Genomic DNA, 25,269 nt, shown 5'->3' with positions numbered 1-25,269 from the left:
ATCATTTGCAAAGGGGAGATTTACCTATGTTGAAAGCTTTAAGCGCCAAAAGAGCAATAATCCTCATGCTAGCGCTCATCATCAGCATGATGTCCGCCGTTACGGTTTCCGCTTCCGCCCCCTCGGCTCCATACGAGAACGGCGCGTTAACGCCTCCTCCGCCCGAGAATCCGGATGCAGGGAAACTCATCCGCACTCCCGCCCAACGTACGGACGGCGGCATTCAACCTTTTTCCTTTGATCCCAGCCATATTTATTTGGAAGACGGCAACAATCTTCTGTCCAACCTGCATAATGGAAGCATCGACATGAGCGGCGCCACGTTCTCAACCGTAAATGCGGAGACGGTAGGCGTTCAGCTTACTCTTCAAAGATGGAACGGAACCTCCTGGGTCAACTACGACACCAGCGGCTATTACATCGCCAACTACACCGCTTATCACGCGGGCAGCAAAGTCGTCCCGGTCAGCACGGGCTACTACTACCGCATTGTCAGCCTTCATTACGTCAGCCATCTGGGCACATACGAATCAGGCGTCGTAACCGGCACGGCCGGTCTTATCAATTAACCTGCGGGAAAAGAAAGCAAGGGGGAGCCGGATGGCTCCCCCGTTTATTTGTTTATACCGACAAGCTCCATAAGGACGCTGTTCTCGGTATTTCCGCTTAAACTTACGGTACCGGCTGCATATGTCCAGATCAGTGTGAGCTTGCCCTTGGGGTCTGTCATTTTTTTGGCCTTCTCATCGCCGATCGTAACATCCTCCAGCTTGCTGTTTTCTTTATTAAAAAAATGCGTCAGCCATGAATCCAGCGACTGGTTGGTTTGCTCGAACCGGTAGTATTTGCCTTCGTCGTTCTCGTACCGCTGATAGACCCTCGATACTTGCTTGCTTTTATCCATAAACAAATAAATGTACGAAAGCTTGTAGCCTTCCGGCACTAACGCCGGCTGGAATACGGGGATGCGCGACAGCTTTTTGGCTTCCTCCAGCGAATACACCGTAATCTTCTGTTCCGCGCTTCCCCCTGACGATACGGCGGCGTTCCCGGGCGGAGCGTTCTCCTCCGTAGGAGGCGGAGCCGTCAGCGCTTCGGCGCCCGTAGGCTCCGAAACGCCTTTAAAGAAAGAAAGCGCATCGTCCTTGAAAAACTTCGTAAACGGCTGAAAAGCGTCCGTGACCTGCGCTTGGCCGAAAAGCAGCGCTCCGATCAGCAGCGAAGCGACGATCGCTCCCAGCATGGAAAATTTGCGTATCAGCGCACTCCGCTTTTTTTGTGCTTCGAGCAGCCGGCGAATACGTTCCCATGACGGATCGGGAGAAGGTATGGAGGTGCGCTGGCTCTCTCTTACGGCGGCGTCGAACGCTTCGTCGAACATGCGGTCGAACTTGTCAGGAGCCATGCTCGATTCCCCAATCTTCCTTCAGACGCTTCCGAATGCTTTCTCTTGCCCGGAACAGCTTCTGCCGGACGACTTCTTCCGACAAGTTCAGAATCAATCCGATTTCCTTGTAGGAGAGCTGGTGCATCCACCTCAGCTCGATAATTTGCCTATGCTCCGGCTTTAGCTTGAATAAATATTTGGATATCGCTTCTTTCATCATGCGCGCTTCCACTTCTTGCTCGACCGGCACCTCCATAGCGGTACTGGCAATTTCTCTCGTGACAAAAACGCCTTCCGACTCCAGCTCATCGCGATTCCGTTTGATTTTACGCAAATAGTTTAGAGTCACGTTTCTTGTAAGCACTTTCAACCACCACTCCAGCTTGTCCGCTTCCTGGAGCTGATCCGCTTTGCGCATGACGCGCATAAACGATTCTTGGATAAGATCCTCCGTAAGCCCGTGATCCCTGACGATACCGTAGACCATCGGGTATACCATTTTATAGAACTCGTGATATACTTGCTGCTGCAATGCGAGCGGAAACGCATGGAAATCGGATGAGAACATCAGAACCAATTGGCTTGGCATAAAAGACCTCCAAAAAATCGACAAGCATAGACGGCATCAATTTCCATATTAGGCCAAATATTGCGCCAGAGCAAGTATTCTTATGCAAGATTATTGCATATAGTTGCAAATTTGCGTTATAAGACGTCCTGCATAGGCAATTTTGACATCCTTTAAGCGGTTCGCTAGACTAGTAACTAGCATCCCAAGGCATCGCGCCCCCATACATACCTATAAACATTATCCGGCTTTAGAAAGGAGTCTTCCCGATGAGCAACCCGGTGGACGATCAATTTGAAGCGCTTCTCGAGAAATACGCGGAGCTGCTGACCGGCGATACTTCTCCCGACATGATCGCGAAAGTGAAAAAGTGGGCCCTCTATAACCAGATCCACAAGACGATGCCCGCCCTGGCCAGCCATTGGAACCAAACGCATCCCGAAGGGAAAGCCGACATTCGCCGATTGTTCGAAGAAATCCGCGATTTGAATGCCGCGCTGAAGGCCAAAACAGGCGCAAATGCCGAGTCCGAATAGACTCTGCGTTTGCGCCTGTTTTTTTCCGGCCGGACTACTCCCTGCAAGCTGCTGCGAGTCCGCTTGAACTCCTCCTCGCTTGCGGAGTCATTTACTTTTTGTTCAGCATCTTGTGGGCTACCCGGTCGAACACCCGCGGGAGTAGCTGATACAAGCGGATACCTGCCGCCGCCATGAGCGGCAGGTCGATCTCCGCCTTCCTCTTGACGATCGCCGTTATGACAGCCTCCGACACGCGTTCGGGACGCAGCATGAACCATTTGACGCTGCTGGCGTATTGCCCGCTCGGATCCGCCCGGTCGAAGAAAGGCGTATCGATCGGCCCGGGATTAACGGCCGTAACCGCGATGCCGGAGCGCAGCAGCTCCTGCCTGATACAGTTCGTAAAGCCAAGGACGGCGTGCTTCGTCGCCGAATAGCCGCTCGACTTGGCGGAGCCGATCTTGCCGGCCATCGACGCGATATTGACGATATGGCCGCTCCCCGCCTTCAGCATCGCGGGCAGCACCGCTTTCGTGCAGCGTACCGTCCCCATATAGTTGACGTCCATCATATCCTCAATCGTCCCCAAATCCGCTTTCTCGAGCGTCTCAAATACGCCGTAGCCCGCGTTGTTGACGAGAACGTCGATCTTCCCGTACTTGGCCAGCACCGCTTCCATCACCGTATAGACTTGCTCCGTCGATGTCACGTCGAGCCGATGGATGCCGAACTCTCCGTTCATGCGGGAGGCCACCTGCTCCAGCTTGTCCGTCGATCTCGCCATCAGGACGGGTATCCCGCCCTCCCGTGCTACACCTTCCGCCATTAGCGCTCCGATGCCGCTGGATGCCCCCGTAATGACCACGACTTTCCCGGTTAACCGATTGCTCATCGCGCTTCCTCCCCGTCTTGTCCATGTCCTTTTTGTGCTCATTGTACCCGATGTTCGGGCGATTGTCGATTTCTCCCTTTCTCATCCCAAAAAGGCTGCCGTGGCGTTCCGGGAGCCTGCTTGCAATGAGAAAGTGGCCGGCTATAACACGCTGCTGCAAAGGAGTAGGGGGTGTCCGGCGGAAAGAACTTACAATAAAAGGCTGCCGGGATCCCCGGCAGCCTTAACCGTTTATATTAGTGTCACGCTGCTGTCGCGGCGCGTCGAGCCTGTCTTGCGCTTGTCGATCAGCCTGTTCAGCGCATCGATATACGCTTTGGCGCTCGCTTCCAAAATATCGGTGCTGACGCCGCGGCCTTGAACCGAATAGTCGCCTTGTTTGAGCACGACATGCACTTCACCGAGAGCGTCTTTGCCGTGGGTAACCGACTTGATCGAATAATCGTCAAGCTCGACTTCTTCCTGCGACGCCTTGTCGATCGCCTTGTAGATCGCATCGACCGAGCCGTTGCCGATCGCCGCTTCCTCCAGCACGTTTCCTTCCGCCGTATGAATACGCACGGTAGCGGAAGGCACGGATTGGTTGCCGTACGAAACTTGAATCGTCTCCAGTACGAATACATCCGGCGTGGAAACCAGCTTCTCTTCGATCAGTGCACGGATATCCTCGTCGGATACGTCCTTCTTCTTGTCCGCCAAGTCCTTGAACTTCGCGAACGCCGCGTTGACCTGCTCGTCGTTCAGCTCATAGCCGAGATCCGTCAGCTTCTCGCGGAACGCATGGCGTCCGGAGTGCTTGCCGAGCACCAGCTTGCTTTCCTTGAGGCCGATCGTTTCCGGCGACATGATTTCGTATGTCGTTTTTTCCTTCAGCATGCCGTCTTGGTGAATGCCGGATTCGTGGGCAAAAGCATTCGCCCCGACGATCGCCTTGTTGCCCGGCACGACCATGCCCGTCAGCTTGCTGACCAAACGGCTCGTACGGTAGATCTCGTTCAGCACCAGGGACGATTTCGCTTGGAAGAACTCGGATCTCGTTTCGAGAGCCATGACGACTTCCTCGATCGACGTATTGCCCGCGCGTTCGCCGATGCCGTTGATAGTGCCCTCGATTTGATCGGCGCCGTTCAGGATAGCGGCCAGCGCGTTCGCCGTCGCCATTCCGAGGTCGTCGTGGCAATGCGCGCTAAGCTGGATTTTCTCGATGCCCTTTACGTTTTCCTTGAGCGTCTTGAAAATGTTGCCGTACTCGCTAGGATTCATGTAGCCGACCGTATCCGGAATGTTGACGACCGTAGCGCCGGTGCGAATCGCAAGCTCCGTTACTTCGCAGAGAAAATCGAGCTCGGTACGCCCTGCATCCTCGGCGGAAAACTCGATCTTGCTGAAATATTTTTTGGCGTATTTGATTGCCGCTTCCGCGGTTTCCAATACTTGCTGCTTCTCCATCCGCAGCTTATGCTTCCGGTGAATGGGCGAGGTGGCCAAAAACACGTGCAGGCAAGGATCCTGCGCACCCTTAAGCGCTTCGTACACCGCATCGATATCCTTTTCGCGCGAACGCGCCAAGCCGATAATCGTAGCGTTCTTAACCGAGCGCGCAACCGCGTTAACCGCGGCCAAGTCTCCTGGAGACGCCGCAGGAAAACCGGCTTCGATCCGGTCTACGCCGAGCTTCTCCAGCTGGAGGCCGATTTCCACCTTTTCCTGGGTATTCAGGTTGACCCCGGGCGATTGCTCCCCGTCACGCAGCGTCGTATCGAAAATATAGATCTTCCTCATCCCTGTCACCTCCTGCTTGGTTATGCTCTCGTTAAAGAGCAGGGAACATACCACCCGCCAGCGATCGGCGTTCGGATATATTCCCCGCATCCTACCTATAAGACCGCATCCCTATTACTGTATGCGGATAGTTCTTGTCTTACTTCTTGATCCAGTGCATCAATTCACGCAGTTGTCCGCCGACAACTTCAATCGGATGCTCGGCTTCTCTGCGGCGTGTAGCCGTCAGGAACGCACGATTCGATTGGTTCTCGAGGATGAAGTCGCGAGCGAATTTACCTTGTTGGATATCTTCGAGAACGCGTTTCATTTCTTTCTTCGTTTCTTCGGTCACGATGCGAGGTCCGGTAACGTAGTCTCCGTACTCAGCTGTGTTGGAGATCGAGTGGCGCATCGAAGCGAGGCCGCCTTCGTACATCAGGTCAACGATCAGCTTCAGCTCGTGCAAGCACTCGAAGTAAGCCATCTCAGGAGCGTAGCCAGCTTCGACAAGCGTTTCGAAGCCTGCTTTAACGAGCGCGGATGCGCCGCCGCACAATACGGCTTGTTCGCCGAACAAGTCGGTTTCGGTTTCTTCTTTGAAAGAAGTTTCGATAACGCCTGCACGCGTACAACCGATGCCTTTTGCATAAGCGAGACCGATTTCTTTCGCTTTGCCGGAAGCGTCTTGGTGTACCGCGATAAGTCCAGGTACGCCGAAGCCTTCTACGAATACGCGGCGAACCATGTGGCCCGGCGATTTCGGAGCAACCAGGAATACGTCTTTATCGGCCGAAGGGTTGATTTGTCCGAAGTGAACGTTGAAGCCGTGGGAGAAAACGATCGAAGCGCCGGCTTTCAGGTTCGGCTGGATTTCTTCGTTGTATACTTTTGCTTGCGTTTCGTCCGGCATCAGGATTTGTACGAGATCCGCTTGGGAAGCCGCGTCCGCAACGGAGTAAACTTCGAAGCCGTCGTTAACCGCTTGATCCCACGAACGTCCTTTGCGGAGACCGATGATGACTTTAAGGCCGCTGTCGCGCAGGTTTTGCGCTTGGGCATGGCCTTGGCTGCCGTAGCCGATGATTGCGATTGTTTTACCTTGAAGAACGCTAAGGTCTGAATCTTTTTCGTAGTACAATGTTACTGCCATGGAATGATATCCTCCTTTGATTTAAAACCCTGTGAGCGGGCGTTTGAACGACGGAACGATGCCTTTCGTTTACCGGGAAGAGCCTTGCGCGGACAAGCCGTCGCGCCGCTCGCTCAAACCCCCGCTCACGCGGGAATCATAACGTATTTATTATGGCTAGTTTGCGGGGTTACCCGCGCGTCATTGCCGTTACGCCGGTGCGTGAAAACTCGCGAATGCCGTATGGCTTAAGCAGCTCGGCCATCGCGTCGATTTTGTCCGTGTCGCCTACCGCTTGCACGACAAGCGAGTGCGGCCCGATATCGACGACGGCCGCGCGGAACGTCTCGACGATGCCGAGAATTTCCGGACGCTGCGCCGGAACCGCGCTGATTTTGATCAGCGCGAGTTCGCGGGCTACCATCGGGTTGGCGCTCAAGTCGACGACTTTAATGACGTCGACGAGCTTATACAATTGCTTCGACACTTGCTCGAGCGTCCGGTCGTCGCCCGTCGTCACGATAACCATCCGCGACAAGCCGTGCTCCTCCGAAGCGCCTACCGTAATGCTCTCGATATTGAAGCCGCGGCGGCCGAACAGGCCGGAAACCCGTTGCAGCACGCCCGGCTGGTTGTTCACCAGAACGGAAATCGTATGTCTTCTCATGTTCATTCCGCATCCCCCATGATCATCTCATCGATCGTGCTGCCTTGCGCCACCATCGGATAGACGTTCTCATCCTTGCGTACGACGAATTCGACCAGCACCGGTCCCGGCGTATCCATCGCTTCCTGCCATGCGCGCTGCGCCTCTTCCTTGTTCGACGCGCGAAGCCCCTTCACGCCGTACGCTTCGGCAAGCTTCACGAAGTCCGGGCTGCCCGCCAAATCGATATGGCTGTAACGGTTGTCGTAAATGAGCTCCTGCCATTGACGCACCATGCCGAGCACCTGGTTGTTGATGACGACGATCTTGACCGGAATGTTGTTGATGGCGCAGATCGCCAGCTCCTGCGAGCACATCTGCATCCCGCCGTCGCCGTTGATCGAGACGACCAGCTTATCCGGATTGCCCATTTGCGCGCCGATCGCCGACGGGAAGCCGAAGCCCATTGTGCCCAGACCGCCCGATGTGACCCACGAGCGAGGACGGTTGAAACGGTAATACTGGGCCGCCCACATTTGATGCTGGCCGACGTCCGTTGTGACGATCGCGTCGCCCTTCGTCGTTTCGTTAATCATCTCGATTACGTATTGCGGCTTCAGTTCGGTTTCCGAGTCCTTATAGGAGTAAGGATACTGGCGCATGCTTTCTTGAATCTGCGCGATCCACTCCTCCGACTTCGCCGGCTGTGCTTTCGTATTCGCGTATTGCAGCACGTGCTTGACGTCGCCTACGCACGGGATAAGCGTTTCGACGTTCTTGCCGATCTCCGCCGGATCGATGTCGATATGGACGATTTTCGCTTTCGGCGCGAAGCCGCTCAGCTTGCCCGTCACGCGATCGTCGAAGCGTGCGCCGATCGAGATCAGCAGATCCGCGCTCTGGATCGACTTGTTCGCCGTATACGTCCCGTGCATGCCCGGCATCCCCATCCACAGCTCGTGGCCGCTTGGGAAGCCGCTGAGGCCCAGCAGCGTCGTCGTAACCGGAATCTGCGTTTTGTTGACGAACTCCAGAAGCTCCTCGCTAGCATCCGCATAAACGACCCCGCCTCCGGCCAGGATGACCGGACGCTCGGATTCCTGGATCAGCTTGAGCATTTTGTCTACTTGCAGCTTATTCGGATCCACGGTCGGGTTATAGCCGCGCACGCTTACGCTTTGCACGGGCTTAAACGTCGTTTTGTGAGCCGAAACGTCCTTCGGAATATCGATCAGCACCGGTCCTTTACGGCCCGTGTTGGCGATATGGAACGCTTCGTGAATGATCCGCGGCAGCTCCTCGACGTCGCGAACCAAGTAGCTGTGCTTCGTGATCGGCATCGTGATGCCGACGATATCCGCTTCTTGAAAGGCATCGGTTCCGATCAATGATGTCGCTACGTTTCCGGTAATGACCACGAGCGGTACCGAATCCATGTAGGCGGTCGCAATCCCCGTTACCAGGTTGGTTGCCCCCGGACCGGAAGTCGCGATACAGACGCCCACCTTTCCTGTCGTTCTGGCGTACCCGTCAGCCGCATGAATCGCGCCCTGCTCATGGCGGGTCAGCAGGTGATGGAAATCCGGATTGCCATGCATGGCGTCATAGATGAATAGCACCGCGCCGCCCGGATAACCGAACACGCAATCTACACCTTCCAGCAGCAGGCTGCGAAGCAAAATTTCCGAACCGGAGATGTAATCGGGCTTCATCAGTTTCTCTTTCAGTTCTTCTTTCAGTACTTTCGTCGGACTTTGAACACTCATCCTGAACCCTCCCCTCAAAAATTAACGAAACCATTGATCCTTGCGTTTCCAATCGGACGGCAAAAAATAAAAAATCCCTTCCGTCCCGCATGCCAAAAGGCATCGAAGGGACGAAAGGGATGTAGCTTCCGTGGTACCACCCGAATTTGTTATGCGCCTCGCAGCACATAACCTTAATAAGTATGCAGTACGGCACACAGCCTGCCTGCAACCTAAAGCACGGTAACGTGTGCCACTCCGATTTCCCCTAATGACCAGCCGCAATTACAGTTGCGTCTGCTGTTCAAGGAAACAGCTCAGAGGTGAGCTCGCGAATAAGGGATTAAGGCGTCGGTTTCAGCTGATCCGAACACTCTCTGGAACATAAGAGCCCTTAGTGCTTCGTCCTCGTCATTGCCGATAACGTTTAGAAAGAATAATTAAGGATTATTATATGCAGTTTACGGCGGTTCGTCAACCCTTTAACGTGGTGCCGAATGATCCTCTCCGCGATTTCGACGTGGAATGGAGACCGTCAAACCCCTGGAAAGCAGATACCGTGCAGGAATTTCCCCGCTTCACACAATTTTCACTTCCAGTAATTATATATTTCCGGCCGCAAGAAGGTATTCCACGGACTAAAAATAAATGTACTCCTGCATGGGCAGGCGGAACGTAGGTGCGCCAATTGCAAAAAAAGACCCCCACGCCCGCTGTGAGCGGACAAGAGGGTCTTTAAAGCGTCCGAAAGGACGCTGTGCAATCGCGATTAAGCGTTCACTTTGGTTTTAGCTGCCGTTGCCAGGTCGGCGAATGCTTTCGCATCCGTTACGGCGAGATCAGCCAAAATTTTGCGGTTAACGTCGATGCCCGACAGCTTCAAGCCGTGCATGAACTTGCTGTAGCTCAAGCCGTTGATGCGTGCTGCAGCGTTGATACGCGCGATCCACAGTTTGCGGAAGTCGCGTTTTTTCGTACGGCGATCCCGGTATGCGTACATCAGGGATTTCAGCACTTGCTGATTTGCCGTTTTAAACAGGCGATGCTTCGAACCGAAATAACCTTTTGCCAGCTTCAAAATCTTTTTATGACGACGACGAGTGACAAACCCGCCTTTTACTCTTGCCATAGTGTTCAGCCTCCTGAAAATATTGAATTATTGGTTACCGCCTGCGTCGCACGTTAACCGGCACCCATCGGCGTTCCCTGCTGTTTAGAAGATCCGCTTTACAAGAAGATGACTACTTCATGTAAACGATCATTTGCTCGATGCGTTTTACGTCGCCTTTGGCCATGATAGCCGATTTGCCCAGTGCGCGCTTGCGTCCAGGAGATTTTTTCTCGAGAATGTGGCGTTTGAAGGCGTGGCTTCTTTTGATTTTACCGGTGCCCGTTTTGGAAAAACGCTTTGCGGCGCCACGGTGAGTTTTCATTTTTGGCATGGTGATTTGTCCTCCTTGAAAATGAAGTAATGCCTGTCGGTAAAGCCCAATCCGGCTGCCGGTGCCCGGCATCGCGGCTGATTACTGTTGCTTAGGCTGCAAAATCATGATCATGCTTCGGCCTTCCAGCTTCGGCATGCGCTCGACGTTGCAAAGCTCTGCCGCTTCCTTCGAAACGCGCTCAAGCACTCTTCTGCCGATTTCGGCATGGGTGATTTCCCGTCCGCGGAAACGTACGGAGCATTTTACTTTGTCGCCTTCGTTCAGGAACTTCAGAACGTTGCGAAGCTTTGTTTGGAAGTCGTGCTCGTCGATCGTCGCGCTGAAGCGCACTTCTTTGAGCTCGACAATCTTTTGGTTTTTACGGGCTTCTTTTTCTTTCTTCTGCATCTCGTACCGGAATTTACCGTAGTCCATGATGCGGCATACAGGCGGTTTAGCCGTTGGAGCGACGTTGACAAGGTCAAGGCTTGCATCGAGTGCGATCTGCATAGCTTCGCGAATCGGCTTAATGCCGAGCTGCTCCCCGTCTGCCCCGATCAGGCGAACCTCCTTGACACGGATCTCATCGTTGATTAAATGATCTTTACTGATAACCTGCCACCTCCTCGATATATTTGACAACTAAAAAAAGATGTAAGCTTCTTCAGCCCACATCTTCCAAGATCGCATCAAAAGTCGAGATTGATGATGTTATGGATCCATACCAGCCAACGTCAGTCGGTCAGGTGAGAAGCGGGCGCCTCTGCTTTTTCGTAGTACTGAAACAGTTTACCATCATCATCCCGCATTGTCAACACAAACAAAATCGAACGGCGGAAAGGAGAATCGGCTTCGCTCTTAGGAGCATACGTTCAGGCAAAGTCGCCGAAAATCGAACATGCCGCGATGTCTGCACGTTTCCGAGCTTCAAACAAAAACTGCCGGCTTGCACCGGCAGTTTCAAGAGCGCTCCGCCTCAGCGAAGACGCATTAGCTCGCTTGCTTGGTCTTCACGTCTTCCAAACGGATGACGCGCGTATGCTTCGTATGGCTCCATTGCTTGTTGTTTTGCGTGAAGAACGCATAGAACGTAATCGGCCACCACGAAAGCAGGAATACCGGATACAGCAGCAGGTAGCGGTAGGACTTGAGCGGCGCTTTCTCGATGATGAGCGCTAAAGGGAATTGCACGTAGCTTGCCACGGAAATGAACATGAACAAGAACGGCGATACCTGGAAGAGCGACTTGAACACCGGCGCGCCCGGAAATGCAACGTCAATCCAGAGAATGATGCTGACGATGGAGCTGATAAACAGGTTGTATACGTTGGCCGCATAAATGGCCGTATCGATTTTGGCCCAGCTGCGCTCTCTGATCCCCTGCCATAGCAGCGGGAAGAAATAGCGTCTCGCTACGTCGAAATGCCCTTGCATCCAGCGCAGACGCTGTCTGGCGGAAGCACTGAACGTAAGCGGCTTCTCGTCGTAAACTTTAGCATCGTAGTTGAATACCGGATTAATGCCCCGCTGTACGCAGCGCATCGTAAACTCCAAATCCTCGACGAGGCTTGTCGCGCCCCAGCCCATTTCTTTAAGCAGAGAAGCGTCGAAGCACATGCCCGTGCCGCCGAGATAGCTGGCCAGCTTCAGGTTCGTGCGCGGCAGCTGCCACAGACGGTTGCAGTACCAGTACGTGATCGCGTACGCGGACGTGATCCACGAATCGTGCGGATTTTTGGTATCGAGATACGCTTGAATGACTCTGGAACCCGAGCACAAATCATTGTTCATATGGCGCAGGTAATCGTCATTCGTGAGATTGTCGGCGTCGAACATAACGACAGCGTCGTATGTACGCGGCAGCTTCCAAAGCTCTTTCAGCATCCATTCGATGGCGTACCCTTTGCCTCGCAAATTTTTGTTGTGGCGCTCGTAAGCATACACGCCGTGACTGCGGGAAATTTCCGCCGTCTTGTCCGTACAGTTGTCGCAAATGACGAATACGTCGTAAAGCTCTTTCGGATAATCAAGCTTTTTCAGGTTTTCCAGCAGCGCGCCGACGACTTCTTCCTCGTTGTGAGCGGCTACCAGAATGGCGAATGACTTCTGCGGTTCGAACTCCGCTTTCCTCTTGTTACGGTACCATCCGAAAAACGTCATGATAAGCTGGTACACGCCAATGGAAGCAAGCACGATCTGCAGGACGAAAAAGATGTTGTCCAACATGCAAAAACCCCCTTTTTTACTTTTACCCTTTTTCTCTCTGTATGGATAATTCGGTTAGTCTTGGTTATGAAAACATAAAATGAAAATAACGCCGAGATTGATTTTCCCTTGTTTAAGGCAATTTGTCAAAACCCTGAAAAGACGATGGATCGCCGGATCGGCTTTAATCTCGTGAAAACAATCGTACTTTTGCGTAAGTTCTTGCGTTCAACCTCGATTAAGTCGCGTTTTCATCATTTTTCATGATCCGGTCTTATTATAATCAACTGATGTGGACAAAACAAATGACACCTGCATAGACGAAATCGTTACGGTAAGAGGCGGACGTTTCTGTTCTAGGATTCCCGACACCTCGCAAAAGCTATCCAGCAGGCATGAAAAATGTGCTTTCACGACTGTTCCGTTCTGTACAGCACGCGAGGACAAGCAGCCGTTCATCATCATGGATCCCTTGCGAAAACCGTATAAGTTTGCAAAGTCCAGCGAAAAATACGCCGGCACCTTATGCAATCGTATGCCGCTCCCCCGGCAGCAGCCCGATTGCGGCCGTTCCCGGCCATCGTCACCAGCACGGCATTGCCTACAAGCCCAAAGGAAAAACGTGCAGCCCCGCAGCCGCGCATAAATGCCCGGCTCAATACCTTGTACGAATCAAGGCAGCGAAATGTTGCAATCTCTTTATACCTTTTCGCGAAAGGGTACGGATAAGGGTCCGTCGCGCGGCGATCCGTCATTCGCCCGGATGGCGCATCGGCTATCGAAAAATAGGCCATTCGTTCCCGGACGCTTTCCCGGAGGCGGGCCAAGCGCCCTATATAGAATAGCGGCAGCACCCTCCCCGGCATCATCGGGTTTTGAATAAAATTGCGCATCCGGTTGACACTGCCTTAACATTCGCGAGGTAAGATAAACACGTACCCGCAAGCCTGCCGGTATGCCTATCTCCCACTAATTACCGAAAGCAACGAGTGAAGAAAGAATCGATTCAGGAGGTGTTTCCGATTAGCCGAGTCGTCCACTGGCTGCAGCATCATGAGACGCAGTTGTTTCGTCTGGTTAACCATAAGAGCCGCCATGCCGCGCTCGATTATGCTTTCGTCCGGCTGACCCATCTGGGCGGAGCCACCGCTACCATCATCGTCACGCTGGCCATCGCCTTATTCGCATCGGGAGATTGGCGGCTGGCCGCCTGGCAGAGCGCCGCCGCGCTTGCGGCGAGTCATCTGCCGGTTGCCTTCATCAAGAAAAAATACCCGCGGCTACGTCCTTATATGGTGCTTCCGGACACGAACATTTGCCGCAATCCGCTGAGCGACCACTCGTTTCCGTCCGGCCATTCGACAGCCATATTCGCAGTCGTCATGCCGTTCGTCCTGCTGTTTCCGCCGCTTGGCTTTCTCCTCGTCCCGCTTGCCTGTCTGGTTGCCCTGTCCCGCGTGTATCTCGGTTTGCATTATCCGTCCGATTGCGCCGCAGGAGCGGCGATCGGCTCCGCCGCCGCAATGTTCGCCTCCATGCTGATCGGCTAAAAAAGAAAAACGCCGGCCATCCGATAAGGATGACGGCGTTTTTGGCATGCTTCTAATCTTCGTCCTGCTCCGTGTCCGGTTCTTCGGGTTCCAGAGCCTGACGCTTGTTTGCTTCCTCCAGGGCGCGCAAATGCTTGTCGTATGCCGCCTGCCCGATCACGACCTCCACGCGGTAAATCGGCATGCCCCGTCCAATGAATTTGGATTCGTATTCCGTCAGCACGAGATCCTCGCGGCGTTCCTCCGCATGCAAATCAAGTGCGATATTGCGCATGCGAAGCCCCATGTCGGCGAACGAATTGAGCGAAAACTCGAACAGCGTGCGGGAGTCCGTTTTAAAATGAATCTCGCCCTCCGCGTTCAGGACGCTTTTGTATTTATTGACAAAATTCGCGTGCGTGAGCCTGCGCCTCGCATGCTTTTTCTTCGGCCACGGATCGCTGAAATTAAGATAAATGCGCGAAAGCTCGTCCGGCGCGAACACGTCCTCCAGCTTTTCGATATTAAACAGCGCAATCGCCAAATTGGGTAATTTGCCTTCTTCGACGCCATGCGCTGCGCGCGCTTTTTCACTCGCCTTGCGCATCAGCTCGTCATACATGTCAACGCCGATATAATTGAATTGCGGATTATTGCGGCTAATCTCGCTTATGAATTTCCCTTTGCCCATGCCAAGCTCGACGTGAATCGGGTTGTCGTTGCCAAAAAACGACGACCATTTCCCTTTATAGTCCTGAGGACTCAAAACAACCAGTTCCGGCTGACTTTCGATATCTTCGCGTATTCCTTTTCTGCCACGTAGTCTCACGGCGATCCCCCACATTTCGTTCCAACATGTACAAACCAGTTCGATTATACAACTGTCCGCAGGTAAAAAGAAACCCCGCCGATAGGCAGGGTTTCCTGAAAATATAGGAATGTTCGGGTTACATTTCTAACGTGTGAAAGTGAATGCTGTCCGATGCGGGAAGCATTTCGTGCTCAAGCGCTTTCTTGAGCTTCTTCCTGGCGTCCGCCGCGAGCTTCGGTTGCTGGTTAAAACGTACGCCGCTCAATGCGATGGCTTCTTTGACCGAAAGTTTAACCGTTATCATTTCTTCGCCTTGCGGAATGGTAACTTGGGTATTCATAGCACTCACCTCATCGGTTATTTTAGAACGTCGAATTCTGGTGCGTATAAGCTGGAAACCCTTGATTTTTCTCACTTTCAATTTAACACATCATGTTAGGTTTTGCAAGCGAAAAAGCCAAGAAAAAACGCCTTTCGGCGATATTTGGCGCCAGACGTATACCGAAAAATCGAACAACCAGCGGAGGTACATTTTTCTGAGATTGTAAAAACAAACGTTTTTACGGCGGATCGTTCCGTTAGCAATAGGATGCGCCAAACGGATTTCGGCCATGCCTCGCCGACAGCCTCCGGAATACGCGAAAAACACCCCTCCGTTCAGGCAGAGGGGTGTGGAGGCAATCCTTATTTGGCGTCGTCGTAATCCCGTCCCCGGCTGCGCATACCCGCAAGACCGAACAAACCGAGCAAGCCAAGCCAGCCCCAGTTGAAATTCCGGTTCGGCGCCGCCTGCATCTGATAGCCGTTCATATTGTACTTGCCCTTCCCGTAATTGTTCGGCTGAGGCGTATTGACCGCTGGATACGGCGCCGTTTTGCCCAGATTCGGGTCTAGCGTCGTCGTCGATTGCATCCTGTACGCCGCATTCGGCGTACCCGTAGGATTCGGACCGTACACGCGGGTCGTGTCGTACACATTGCCGGTATTGCTGTAAATGCCGGTATCCGATGACGGCTTGTTCATCATTTGAGAATTGCCCGGCGGATTGCCCGGCGCAGGCGTACCTATCGCATTTCCGGGCTTGCCCATTAAATGAAGGCCGGTATCCGCGCCTGTGTCAGTCCCGGTATTCGTGCCCGTGTTCGCGTAAGCGGCTTGAGATCCCGCAAACAAGGAAGCAACTACAACGGCGGCGCTCCATAAACGAAGCTTTTTCACGCGGCATGTCCCCTTTCTCAATAAGAAAAGAATTTAAATTGCGCAACGTTATTGTTGGCTCCGGCCAATAAAATAACCGTCATGATTGCTGGAAGGGAGGTCGGCGCGGAGGCTGTCGCTTTTTGGGCCGCTTTTCGTTAAAATAGCAAGTGAGCTCGATTTACAATCTATGGGGAAAACGCCTGTAGCCGAATCACTCCAATGACCTAAGCGTCTGCTATATATAATGAAGGTTATATTAGAAAGGAAGTAAGTTATGCTTCAACCGAACGAATCCCAGCCGATGCTGTGGGCCGACAAACGATTTCATACATGGAATTACGAAATGCGCGGGCATTTCCAGACCAAGGTGTTCAAGGTCATGCTGGATGCCGGCTTTACATGCCCGAACAGGGACGGCTCCATCGCTGCCGGGGGCTGTACGTTTTGCAGTGCGCGGGGATCGGGCGATTTTGCCGGAAGCCGCCGAGACGATCTGGTTACCCAATTCAACAGCATCCGGGATCTCCAGCATAAAAAATGGCCGGACGCGAAATATATCGGTTATTTCCAAGCCTATACCAACACCTACGCTCCCGTTGAGGAGCTCCGCGAATACTACGAGCTTATTTTGCAGCAGCCCGGCGTCGTCGGGTTGTCCATCGCCACCCGTCCCGACTGTTTGCCCGACGATGTCGTCGAATACCTCGCCGAGCTAAACGAGCGGACATATTTGTGGGTCGAGATGGGCCTGCAAACGGTACACGAATCGACTTCGACACTCATCAACCGGGCGCACGACACCCAGTGCTATCTCGATGCGGTCGAAAAGCTGCGCAAGCATAACATCCGGACGTGCGCGCACATCATTTACGGACTTCCGCAAGAAACGCACGACATGATGCTGGAAACCGGCCGGGCCGTAGCGCGAATGGATGTGCAGGGCATTAAAATCCACCTGCTGCACCTCATGCGCAAAACGCCCATGGTCAAGCAATACGAGGCGGGGCTGCTGCGCTTTCTGGAGCAGGACGAATACGTAAAGCTCATTGTCGATACGCTGGAGCTGCTGCCTCCGGAAATGATCGTGCACCGTCTGACCGGCGACGCCCCGCGCAATCTGCTGATCGGCCCGATGTGGAGTCTCAAAAAGTGGGAAGTGCTCAACGCCATCGACGATGAATTGAAGCGCCGCGACACGTGGCAAGGGAAGCTCTGGACTCCGCAGCCGCAGCTGGTTACATGGGCGCCTTAGCAAAAAGTGAGTTTCGGAGGTACAGGAATGGGTTTTTTATCCGTATTAAGCTGTGCGCATAAGCTTGTGGAGGAACGTCTGCGCTCCGGCGAAACGGCGGTCGACGCAACTGTCGGCAACGGCGTGGACACGCTGTTTCTGGCTAAGCTGACAGGCGCGGCAGGTCGCGTTTACGGCTTCGATATCCAAGAGGCTGCCCTGGCTAAAGCACAGGAAAGGCTGCGGGAGTCGGGCTTGGGAACGGCTGAGAGCGTCTCGCTCGTTTGCTCCTCGCATGAACGCATGCTCGATCATATCGACGCAAGCTTGCACGGCCAAGTGGGAGCGGTGATGTTCAATCTCGGCTATTTGCCGGGAGGCGATCACGCGACCATTACGACGGCGGCCTCCACCCTGCCGGCGCTGACCGCCGCTCTGACCCTCCTTCGCAAAGGAGGCATTGTAACCGTCGTACTGTATCCCGGCCACGAAGGCGGGGCCGAGGAAGCGGAAGCCGTGCAGCAATGGGCCGTGCAGCTGCCGCAGAGCGAGTTCCAGTCGCTATGCTACCGGTTTCTCAACGCGCTCAACAATCCTCCATATGTCATAGCGGTGGAGAAGCGCTAGATTCGAATTTCGATTACAAACGATTATTCCGCAATTCCCGGGGACATCCTGCAGCCTTCGACCCGACGATCAGCGCCCCGACCGCAATCATACCAATTCATTGAAAGCAGGGACTTGACCATGAAACCTTATCCTTTGCAGTTTCAACCGGAGTTTAAAGAGAGAGTGTGGGGAGGACGGGCGCTGGAGCAATTCGGCTTCGAGCTCCCGCTAGAACGCCCGATCGGCGAGGGCTGGATGATCGGGGATCACCCGAACGGCACGACAAAGGTCGTGAACGGCGAGCTCGCAGGGCTAGGACTTGACGAGGTCAGGGAACGGTATGGCTGCGAATTTTTCGGTGCCAAGGGCTTTTCTGCCAAGACCGGGCGCTTCCCGCTTCTGCTCAAGCTGCTGGACTGTCAGGACGATCTGTCCGTCCAGGTTCACCCGAATGATCTTTACGACCGTCTCCCCGCAGGCGAGCTTGGGAAAACGGAAATGTGGTACATCCTGGACGCGAAGCCGGGCGCCAAAATCATTTACGGCCTCCGCCCCGGCGTCACCCGCGAGACGCTGAGCGAAGCAATCCGCGCGAATCGGATTATGGATTGCTTGCAGGAGGTGCCGGCGGCGGCAGGCGATTCGTTCTACATCCCGGCGGGAACCGTCCATGCCCTATGCTCGGGCGTGCTGGTCGCCGAAATTCAGCAAAACTCCGATACGACCTACCGGTTATACGACTATGACCGTCCCGGTCTGGATGGCAAGCCTCGCGATCTGCATATCGAAGATTCGCTGAATGTAATAGCCTATGAAGGCTCCGGGGCCACCCGCATGACGACGGAGCTTGAACGGCCGAACGATTGGCTGCAGCTAGCGGCATCGCCCTATTTCATTGTAGAAAAAGGGATGCTCCGGGACGAGTGGCTCCTTGCCTCGGGCACCGAAAGCTTTACGCTGCTCGTCGTCTGCGAAGGCACGGGAACGCTTCGCTGGGACGAAGGAGAACTCGGCCTGAAATCCGGCGACTGCTTCCTGCTTCCGGCCGCTCTCGGCGAGTACAAACTCTCCGGACAAGCCACGCTTTTGCGAAGCTATCTGCCGTAAAAGCGCAATCCGCAAAGTGATGAGCCTGAACGATGGGCATCATACATAAAGACCATTTATCAAGGAGGATATCAAATGTTCTTGAAGATCAGCGATTTTGTACAAAATTGGCATCATGAAGCTGGCTCTACGCAAAAAATTTTCGATGCGTTGACGGACGAATCGTTGTCGCAGGAAGTATCGCCCCAGGACCGTACGCTCGGACGGATTGCTTGGCATCTCGTCACCACCCTGCACGAAATGATGTCGCGGACAGGCCTCCGCTTCGAGGCGCCCGAGGATGATGCCGACGTTCCAGCCTCCGCCAAGACGATTGCAGACAGCTACCGGCAAACAAGCGCGGCTATGATCGCCGCAATCGAAAGCCAGTGGACGGACGCCTCGCTGCTGGAGCAGAGCAATCTTTACGGCGAGTCGTGGCCGAACGGCTTGACGCTGTCCATCCTCGTCTCCCATCAGATCCATCACCGCGGACAAATAACCGTTCTGATGCGCCAAGCCGGCTTGAAGGTGCCCGGCGTGTACGGACCGGCTCGAGAAGAATGGTCTTTAATGGGCGCGGAGCCGCCTAAGGTTTAGAACGAAAGAAGCCATCGCGCAAGGGCATCCCCTTGTACGATGGCTTTTCTTTTACATGAGCGCAATTACATATCATGAATCCTATTCTTGTACTGCTCAAGCATCTCGTGGTTTCGCTCGTCGGCGCGAGGAAAGGGGAACGGCTGCCTCGGATATTTTGCGCCCTTCGCTTACCGTTTGCCCGTATGAGCTTCGGCCAGAAGATCGTCCAATAGACCGGCGAGCCGGCCCGGATCCATTTTGCGCTTTAAGTAGCTGTGATCTTTGTTTACCGAATCCAGCCAGCGGTTTTCGCCGCTTGGACCAACCTCGGCGCAGCCCCCGGTTTCCGCTTCCCAATAGTCGTCCAGACCGCGAACCGCGTACAATACGGCGGTTAAATCCCAGCTGTGCCGGCTTCCCGGTTGTCCCAAATACAGCTCGTACGCTTTGCTGACCGGACTGCTTTCCCCCGCTTCCTCGGGCAGCCGTCCCCCGGTGAGAATATCGTAGCCGAGTTCGAAGCCGCTGAACATGACCGGCGTCGGCCAATGTTCGGTTACGTACCGGGCCGATTCCGGGCACATCTCGAAATTCCATTCGGTTCCGGACGGAAAGGCGCCGCCCATGACGACAAGCTCGGCAACCTTTCGCTTAACCAATTCGGCCCCATCCATCTCCGAATGGCGATCCGGCCCGGACAGAAGCAGGTTCCGCAGGTTCGGCAAAGGTCCGATCGCGACGAATATGACGCTGCCGTCGGCTTCCTTGGCCAGTAGCTCGCGCAGAAGCCCGACCGCATCCGGCGCCTCCTTGCCGTCGCCGAACCGGTTCGGATAGGTCTCGGCTATGTGCCGGTTGTATTTCCGGTATTGCTCCTCATCCAGAAAACCGTGCTCCTTCAAGGTGCCGATCGGAATATCCGGACGTCCATGGTACCGGTTGATGGCGTCGATGCAGCCAGCTCCCCATGGACTGGACGTGCAGTGGGTGATCCCCGCAATCTCCGCTTCTCCGCGGTCCGCAAGCGCATGCAGGATGGAAAGCGCCGCCGCATCGTCGCAATCCGGTCCGATATCCGTGTCGAGAATGATCCTTACAGGCATTTTCATCTGGGCAGCTCCCTCGTTTCCTAATCCTATTGATCGGTCGATTCGAGCCCATTATAGCGCATGGCCGTTGTTCGTTAAAGGAAAATATAGGATGGGAAGCAGCGCTTCTTCCCGCTCGTGGATACGCTTGAATAAGCGTTCAAAAACAGCTCCGCAGCGGGCCCCTAGCTTTGAAGCGAAGGCGCTATTTCTCAGGCAGAATCGGGCTGGAGGAATAGCGGATTTTCAAGGCGCTATTTCTTGGACAGACCCGGGCTGGAGAAAGTAACGGATTTTCAAGGCGCTATTGAGCCAAATCCCGTCGCAAGTCACTTGCACATGCCCAGATAAGACCCCCAAAATCCGCTAATGCTCCCAAACTCTCGCATATGCATCCTATAACGCCTTGAAAGTCCGTTATTGTAAATTTGACGCCTACTTCCTTCGAGCAAAACGCCAAGGGACTTAAGCTCACACTCTCCTGCTTTGTACCGAGCGCTCGTCTATGCTGTGGAACGTTTCACGCTCCCCTCAAGCGCCCGTTCCGACTCCAAGGGGCCTACGCTTACGCTTTTTCCGCACGGCACCGAGCACACGGTTATGCTGTGGAACGTTTCGCGCTCCCTCCTCATCCGGCCGTTCCAACTCCAAGGGGCCTACGCTTACGCTTTTTCCGCACGGCACCGAGCGCTCGGTTATGCTGTGGAACGTTTCGCGCTCCCTCCTCAACCGCCCGTTCTGGCGCACGCTCTCGCTTGCGCTGCACTGAGCGCTTGGATAAGCTGTGGCGCGTTTTGCGCTGCAGAGGCGCCTGAACAGAAAAAGAGATCCCCAGCCCCGCCCGTAAGGGCGGTACAGGAGATCTCTTTTTCTAACGCTCAAGTCAGCGCTGCCGTTATTTCGGCAGGCTCCATCGTGAACACCTGCGCTTTGGGCGCGCGTTCCGGGTCGAACAGGACGAGCATGACAGTCGGCTCGCCGGACCGTATGTCGCCGTTCTGCAGGTAGGCCTGCAGATGGAAAGGCACAACCTCGACGACGGCATGCTTGTGCAAATCCTTCTCCGTCAGCCCGAGCGCTGCGAAATCCGTCTCCCCGTGCAGCAGATTCGGCTGTTCCGCAATACGTCGTAAAATGGCGGAAAGCTCCGATTTATCGAGCTTGAATTCCCACCAAATTTTGCGCGGCTTATATTTATGTCCCAGGAAATAATCGAGCTTCATCAACCCTTCGATCACGTCCATGCGGGCCGTTCCGCGATCCGACAAAAAGCTGTGCAGGCGGGAGAACAAATCTTCGAGCTGATGCCCGATTTTTTGCCAGCCCCGCTCCTCCCAGTAGTCGCCGAATTGCTGAAAAAAGTCGAATGCCGATTCAAACTCCCGCTCGATCAGAAAGAGTACCGTGTTGTCCATCCGGTGGGCGTTCCAATATTTCTCCAGTACGTCCTCCACCCGCTTAATGCGGACGAGATCGGTAAACGGCAAAATATCGTTGCCGAGAATTTCATATGGCGCGTTATCCATATATTTGTAACCGTATTTGTCCGCGTCATGACGCATGCCGGTGCCTCGCAGCATTTTCAGAAAGCCGAGCTGAAGCTCCTCCGGACGAAGATCGAACACGTCGTTGAACGTTTTGCGGAACGAGTTGTAGTCCTCTTCGGGAAGACCTGCGATCAGATCGAGATGCTGGTCGATTTTGCGGCTGTTCTTGATCGTGTTGACGGTGCGCGACAGCTTCGTGAAATTTTGCCGGCGTTTGACGATTTCGTTCGTCTCGTCGTTCGTCGACTGGACGCCGATCTCGAAGCGGAACACCCCGGGCGGAGCGTTTTCGGCTAGGAAATCGAGCACCTCCGGACGCATGATGTCGGCCGTGATCTCGAACTGGAATACGCAGCCCTGATGGTTGTCGATCAGAAACTGGAAGATTTCCATCGCGTATTCGCGCTTGATGTTGAACGTCCGGTCGACGAACTTGATCAGCTTCGCTCCTGCGCCGATAAGGTACAGAATGTCCTTCTTCGTCCGCTCGATGTCGAAATAACGCACCCCGACCTCGATGCTTGACAGGCAGAATTGGCAGCTGAACGGACAGCCCCTGCTCGTTTCGAAATAGACGACGCGGTTCGCAAGCGCAGGCACGTCTTCGGCAAAATAATGCGGCGACGGAATGTCGTCGAGCTTCAGCTTCGGACGGCCCGGATTGAGGATGACCTCTTTCCCTTTGCGGTATGCGGCGCCGTACACGAAATGAAATTTGCGGGTCGTGCGGATTTCGGTGAGCAGATGGTGAAGCGTCTCCTCGCCTTCGCCCATGACGATAAAGTCGACCTCCGGTACCCGGTTCATCCAGTAGTCGGTGTCGTAGGACACTTCCGGACCGCCAAGCACGATTTGCAGCTCGGGCATAATCTTTTTGATCATCTTGATGATCTGGATCGTCTCTTCGATGTTCCAGATGTAGCACGAAAAGCCGAGTACGTCCGGCTTCCGTTTGAACAGGTCGGAGACGACGTTCATGAACGGATCCTTGATCGTATACTCGGCAATCTCGATATCGAAATCATGCTCGCAGAACGCCTTCAAATAACGAAGCGCCAGCGACGTATGAATATATTTCGCATTCAGGGTGGAAACGACAACTTTCATTTTACGGAACCTCATTTACCTATAGTATCGGTTCCTATTATTCTACATGGATGAAGCGGCAAACACAAAAGCTGTTTTTTGGCACCTGATGTTCCTTCATTCCAAGGATCTAACGATCGAAGTAAAAGCTGCATGTTGGTTGAGAGGAATTTAGAAAATCGATTCGGCCTGCGCCTGTCTTCCCGAAACGTCGTCTCCCGCGAAAAAAGCCGGCTCGGCGTCTTCCTCCAGCCATTTGTTCGCTTGCGCCCGAAGCTGCCCCTCCACTTGCCCTCTCTTGTCTTCCAGCATCAGCATGTCTCCCTGGTTTTCCGAAATCGACCGTTTGAGCTGCGTATGCTCCTCCATCCATTTCGCCATCTGGAACAAAATCATGATCGTTGGCCACCTTTCCTTAATCTTCGTATACAACTAGCTTACTGCACAACTATGAAGGCCAGATTACCGTAAAGTTAAAACGAAGTGAAGATACGATGACGGTTTTGTGACACCCCTTCCATTAAAGCGTTTCCTTGCCGCCGCCGCCCTATACATGAAATATGAAACGTTCTCAAGAAAGGATTGGGTTTCGCAGGAAAAAAGGCGAAGCGCCGCTTGGAGTCGCCTTTTTTCCGTTGCCGGGCAGTCTCCGATTGGTTACAATGGGAAGCAATAATAGCGTTAGGAGGAGCATTTGATATGTTAAAGGATTTTAAAAATTTCGCCTTCAAAGGAAATATGGTTGATCTCGCGGTCGGGGTTATTGTGGGGGCTGCATTCGGTAAAGTCGTCACCTCGATCGTCAACGATCTCGTGATGCCGCTAATCGGTCTTCTCGTCGGCAAAATGAATTTTACGGACCGGTTCATCGCGCTGAACGGTAAACATTACGCAACACTTCAGGCCGCAAAAGACGATAACGTTGCCACATTTAACTACGGCGCGTTCATCACAACCTTGATCGACTTCCTTATCGTTTCCTTCGTCATTTTCATGGTCGTTAAGCAGTTGTACCGTTTCCGCAAAAAAGATGAAGCGCCTGCCGCGCCATCGACGAAAACGTGCCCGCACTGCATTTCGGAAGTGCCGATCAAAGCGACGCGCTGCAAATTTTGCACAGCCGAGCTGGAAGCGGCGGGCAGCACGGGCGCAGAAGCGACCGCAAAAGCATAGCTTTAATGAAAGCAGGACAAGCCTTGAACAATGCCAGGTTCAGCATGCCCCGGCTTGGCATTGCCGGTTGAAGGGGCGAACGGCATGCTGTAACGTTCCACTTACTTCGTGATGGAGGTGCACCGTTTGATCCCTATCCCCGAACATGTAGCTCGCACGATAGCCGGCGTTCACCAAGAGAAAGGCCGGCGCTGGCTGGAACGCTATGACGAGCTGGTACTCCGGTGTTTGGACAAGTGGTCTCTCCGGCCCGCAGACGTCGCTCCCTTTCCGCTTTCTTATAACGTTGTCGCCCCCGTCATTCGGATCGACGGCTCGGATGCCGTTCTGAAGCTGGGCGTGCCCGGCAAGGATATGGATATGGAGATTGCCGCGGTTCGTCTTTATGACGGGAAAGGGATGGCCCGACTGATCGACGCCGACCCGGAGCAAGGGGCGTTCCTTCTGGAGCGCGTCAAACCGGGGCTCACGCTAAAATCGGTGGAGGACGACGAAGCCGCAACCATGGCCGCAGCGAGCGTCATGCGCAAACTGCATGTTCCCGCGCCGAGCGGGACACTTTTTCCATCTACCGCCGACTGTGCCAAAGGGCTTAACAAGCTGCGCATCCGGTACGACGGCGGAACAGGGCCGCTGCCCGAGCGCGCGGTTCGTAAAGCTGAACGTTTATTTGCCGAGCTCCACGAAACTGCCGCAAATCCGCTGCTGCTGCATGGCGATCTGCACCACGATAACATCTTGTCCGCGGAGCGCGAGCCCTGGCTCGCAATCGATCCGAAGGGCCTGATCGGAGAGGCCGAGTACGGCGTTATCCCTTATCTGATGAACCATCTGCCGGAGCATAACGCAGCGGAAATCATTCGGCGGCGAATCTCGATTTTTGCAGATGAGCTGGGCCTCCGTAAAAAACGAATCGCCGAGTGGTCGTTCTGCCATGCCGTCCTGTCCGCATGGTGGTGCATCGAAGATCAGACCGACGGAGCCGACGATGCGATCGATACGGCACTGCTGTTCGAGTCGCTTATGGAAGAAATAGCGTAGCGATTCAC

Annotated in this window: 26 protein-coding genes and 1 other annotated feature; of the genes, 9 read left to right on the top strand and 17 right to left on the bottom strand. The window is 54.2% G+C overall.

Going from position 1 to position 25,269, the window contains the following annotated elements:
* The first annotated feature begins 26 nt into the window (after window positions 1-26).
* Window positions 27-569, top strand: a complete 543-nt coding sequence (locus ACKGJP_RS05180; protein ID WP_409344614.1) for a hypothetical protein — start codon at window positions 27-29, stop codon at window positions 567-569.
* A 44-nt stretch (window positions 570-613) separates the two neighbouring features.
* Here ACKGJP_RS05180 and ACKGJP_RS05175 read toward each other — a convergent pair whose 3' ends face one another.
* Window positions 614-1,405 carry a DUF4367 domain-containing protein gene (locus ACKGJP_RS05175; protein WP_409344613.1) on the bottom strand — a complete coding sequence of 264 codons (792 nt, stop codon included), beginning with the start codon at window positions 1,403-1,405 and terminating at the stop codon, window positions 614-616.
* On the bottom strand, window positions 1,395-1,976 hold the full coding sequence (locus ACKGJP_RS05170) for an RNA polymerase sigma factor (RefSeq protein WP_409344612.1): 582 nt from the start codon (window positions 1,974-1,976) through the stop codon (window positions 1,395-1,397). Before ACKGJP_RS05170 ends, ACKGJP_RS05175 begins: the two co-directional genes overlap by 11 nt.
* Window positions 1,977-2,224: 248 nt before the next feature.
* On the opposite strand from ACKGJP_RS05170, the gene ACKGJP_RS05165 reads away from it, so the two are divergent.
* Window positions 2,225-2,491: a DUF2573 family protein gene (locus ACKGJP_RS05165; RefSeq protein ID WP_409344611.1), complete on the top strand. Its 267-nt coding sequence runs from the start codon at window positions 2,225-2,227 to the stop codon at window positions 2,489-2,491.
* Between the two features lie 91 nt (window positions 2,492-2,582).
* Here ACKGJP_RS05165 and ACKGJP_RS05160 read toward each other — a convergent pair whose 3' ends face one another.
* From ACKGJP_RS05160 to ACKGJP_RS05120, 9 genes are all read right to left on the bottom strand, one after another.
* A complete protein-coding gene (locus tag ACKGJP_RS05160; RefSeq protein ID WP_409344610.1) occupies window positions 2,583-3,365 on the bottom strand; it encodes an SDR family NAD(P)-dependent oxidoreductase in 783 nt (260 codons plus the stop codon).
* Between the two features lie 231 nt (window positions 3,366-3,596).
* Window positions 3,597-5,147 carry a 2-isopropylmalate synthase gene (locus tag ACKGJP_RS05155; protein ID WP_409344609.1) on the bottom strand — a complete coding sequence of 517 codons (1,551 nt, stop codon included), beginning with the start codon at window positions 5,145-5,147 and terminating at the stop codon, window positions 3,597-3,599.
* 139 nt (window positions 5,148-5,286) lie between these two features.
* The gene (gene ilvC / locus ACKGJP_RS05150; RefSeq protein ID WP_409344608.1) at window positions 5,287-6,279 is read right to left on the bottom strand and encodes a ketol-acid reductoisomerase; all 993 of its coding nucleotides are present in this window, start codon (window positions 6,277-6,279) and stop codon (window positions 5,287-5,289) included.
* Between the two features lie 169 nt (window positions 6,280-6,448).
* The gene (ilvN, locus tag ACKGJP_RS05145) at window positions 6,449-6,925 is read right to left on the bottom strand and encodes an acetolactate synthase small subunit (RefSeq protein WP_409347082.1); all 477 of its coding nucleotides are present in this window, start codon (window positions 6,923-6,925) and stop codon (window positions 6,449-6,451) included.
* Window positions 6,926-6,927: 2 nt separating this feature from the next.
* Window positions 6,928-8,670: a biosynthetic-type acetolactate synthase large subunit gene (gene ilvB, locus ACKGJP_RS05140; RefSeq protein WP_409344607.1), complete on the bottom strand. Its 1,743-nt coding sequence runs from the start codon at window positions 8,668-8,670 to the stop codon at window positions 6,928-6,930.
* A 748-nt stretch (window positions 8,671-9,418) separates the two neighbouring features.
* Window positions 9,419-9,778: a 50S ribosomal protein L20 gene (gene rplT / locus ACKGJP_RS05135; protein ID WP_409344606.1), complete on the bottom strand. Its 360-nt coding sequence runs from the start codon at window positions 9,776-9,778 to the stop codon at window positions 9,419-9,421.
* Window positions 9,779-9,890: 112 nt separating this feature from the next.
* Window positions 9,891-10,091, bottom strand: a complete 201-nt coding sequence (gene rpmI, locus ACKGJP_RS05130; protein WP_113030870.1) for a 50S ribosomal protein L35 — start codon at window positions 10,089-10,091, stop codon at window positions 9,891-9,893.
* Window positions 10,092-10,172: 81 nt separating this feature from the next.
* Complete coding sequence (gene infC, locus ACKGJP_RS05125) at window positions 10,173-10,715, bottom strand: translation initiation factor IF-3 (protein WP_409344605.1); 543 nt, start codon at window positions 10,713-10,715, stop codon at window positions 10,173-10,175.
* Window positions 10,712-10,848: a sequence feature (ribosomal protein L20 leader region), on the bottom strand. It overlaps the preceding gene by 4 nt.
* Before the next feature lie 215 nt (window positions 10,849-11,063).
* Entirely contained in the window at window positions 11,064-12,299 is a 1,236-nt protein-coding gene (locus ACKGJP_RS05120; RefSeq protein WP_409344604.1) for a glycosyltransferase family 2 protein, read from the bottom strand.
* A 1,001-nt stretch (window positions 12,300-13,300) separates the two neighbouring features.
* On the opposite strand from ACKGJP_RS05120, the gene ACKGJP_RS05115 reads away from it, so the two are divergent.
* A complete protein-coding gene (locus tag ACKGJP_RS05115; RefSeq protein ID WP_409347081.1) occupies window positions 13,301-13,828 on the top strand; it encodes a phosphatase PAP2 family protein in 528 nt (175 codons plus the stop codon).
* Between the two features lie 52 nt (window positions 13,829-13,880).
* On the opposite strand, the gene trmB is transcribed toward ACKGJP_RS05115, so the two are convergent.
* The 3 genes from trmB to ACKGJP_RS05100 all read right to left on the bottom strand — a co-directional run bounded on the left by trmB (window position 13,881) and on the right by ACKGJP_RS05100 (window position 15,836).
* Window positions 13,881-14,636, bottom strand: coding sequence for a tRNA (guanosine(46)-N7)-methyltransferase TrmB (gene trmB, locus ACKGJP_RS05110; protein WP_409344603.1), 756 nt, complete (start codon window positions 14,634-14,636; stop codon window positions 13,881-13,883).
* 118 nt (window positions 14,637-14,754) lie between these two features.
* Window positions 14,755-14,958, bottom strand: coding sequence for a hypothetical protein (locus tag ACKGJP_RS05105; RefSeq protein ID WP_409344602.1), 204 nt, complete (start codon window positions 14,956-14,958; stop codon window positions 14,755-14,757).
* 344 nt (window positions 14,959-15,302) lie between these two features.
* Complete coding sequence (locus ACKGJP_RS05100; protein ID WP_409344601.1) at window positions 15,303-15,836, bottom strand: WGxxGxxG family protein; 534 nt, start codon at window positions 15,834-15,836, stop codon at window positions 15,303-15,305.
* 256 nt (window positions 15,837-16,092) lie between these two features.
* Here ACKGJP_RS05100 and ACKGJP_RS05095 point away from each other — a divergent pair, with 256 nt between their 5' ends.
* The 4 genes from ACKGJP_RS05095 (at window position 16,093) to ACKGJP_RS05080 (ending at window position 19,344) form a co-directional block, all read left to right on the top strand.
* Complete coding sequence (locus ACKGJP_RS05095) at window positions 16,093-17,070, top strand: TIGR01212 family radical SAM protein (protein ID WP_409344600.1); 978 nt, start codon at window positions 16,093-16,095, stop codon at window positions 17,068-17,070.
* Between the two features lie 27 nt (window positions 17,071-17,097).
* Window positions 17,098-17,676, top strand: coding sequence for a class I SAM-dependent methyltransferase (locus ACKGJP_RS05090; protein WP_409344599.1), 579 nt, complete (start codon window positions 17,098-17,100; stop codon window positions 17,674-17,676).
* Between the two features lie 120 nt (window positions 17,677-17,796).
* A complete protein-coding gene (locus tag ACKGJP_RS05085; RefSeq protein ID WP_409344598.1) occupies window positions 17,797-18,765 on the top strand; it encodes a type I phosphomannose isomerase catalytic subunit in 969 nt (322 codons plus the stop codon).
* Window positions 18,766-18,840: 75 nt separating this feature from the next.
* Window positions 18,841-19,344 (top strand): DinB family protein, encoded by a 504-nt coding sequence (locus ACKGJP_RS05080; RefSeq protein ID WP_409344597.1) that lies wholly within the window; start codon window positions 18,841-18,843, stop codon window positions 19,342-19,344.
* Between the two features lie 170 nt (window positions 19,345-19,514).
* Here ACKGJP_RS05080 and ACKGJP_RS05075 read toward each other — a convergent pair whose 3' ends face one another.
* The 3 genes from ACKGJP_RS05075 to ACKGJP_RS05065 form a co-directional block, all read right to left on the bottom strand.
* Window positions 19,515-20,435, bottom strand: a complete 921-nt coding sequence (locus tag ACKGJP_RS05075; protein WP_409344596.1) for a nucleoside hydrolase — start codon at window positions 20,433-20,435, stop codon at window positions 19,515-19,517.
* Between the two features lie 857 nt (window positions 20,436-21,292).
* Window positions 21,293-23,068 carry a B12-binding domain-containing radical SAM protein gene (locus ACKGJP_RS05070; protein ID WP_409344595.1) on the bottom strand — a complete coding sequence of 592 codons (1,776 nt, stop codon included), beginning with the start codon at window positions 23,066-23,068 and terminating at the stop codon, window positions 21,293-21,295.
* Between the two features lie 150 nt (window positions 23,069-23,218).
* Window positions 23,219-23,443, bottom strand: coding sequence for a hypothetical protein (locus ACKGJP_RS05065; RefSeq protein ID WP_409344594.1), 225 nt, complete (start codon window positions 23,441-23,443; stop codon window positions 23,219-23,221).
* Window positions 23,444-23,746: 303 nt separating this feature from the next.
* Between ACKGJP_RS05065 and mscL the strand changes: the two genes are divergently transcribed.
* The gene (mscL, locus tag ACKGJP_RS05060; RefSeq protein WP_409344593.1) at window positions 23,747-24,220 is read left to right on the top strand and encodes a large conductance mechanosensitive channel protein MscL; all 474 of its coding nucleotides are present in this window, start codon (window positions 23,747-23,749) and stop codon (window positions 24,218-24,220) included.
* Between the two features lie 126 nt (window positions 24,221-24,346).
* Window positions 24,347-25,261, top strand: a complete 915-nt coding sequence (locus tag ACKGJP_RS05055) for an aminoglycoside phosphotransferase family protein (RefSeq protein ID WP_409344592.1) — start codon at window positions 24,347-24,349, stop codon at window positions 25,259-25,261.
* Window positions 25,262-25,269 lie beyond the last annotated feature (8 nt).

Source organism: Paenibacillus litoralis (assembly GCF_046244365.1).
Classification (GTDB): domain Bacteria; phylum Bacillota; class Bacilli; order Paenibacillales; family NBRC-103111; genus Paenibacillus_V.
The sequence above is the reverse complement of the archived record's forward strand: the minus strand, read 5'-3'. Positions and strand labels throughout refer to the sequence as shown.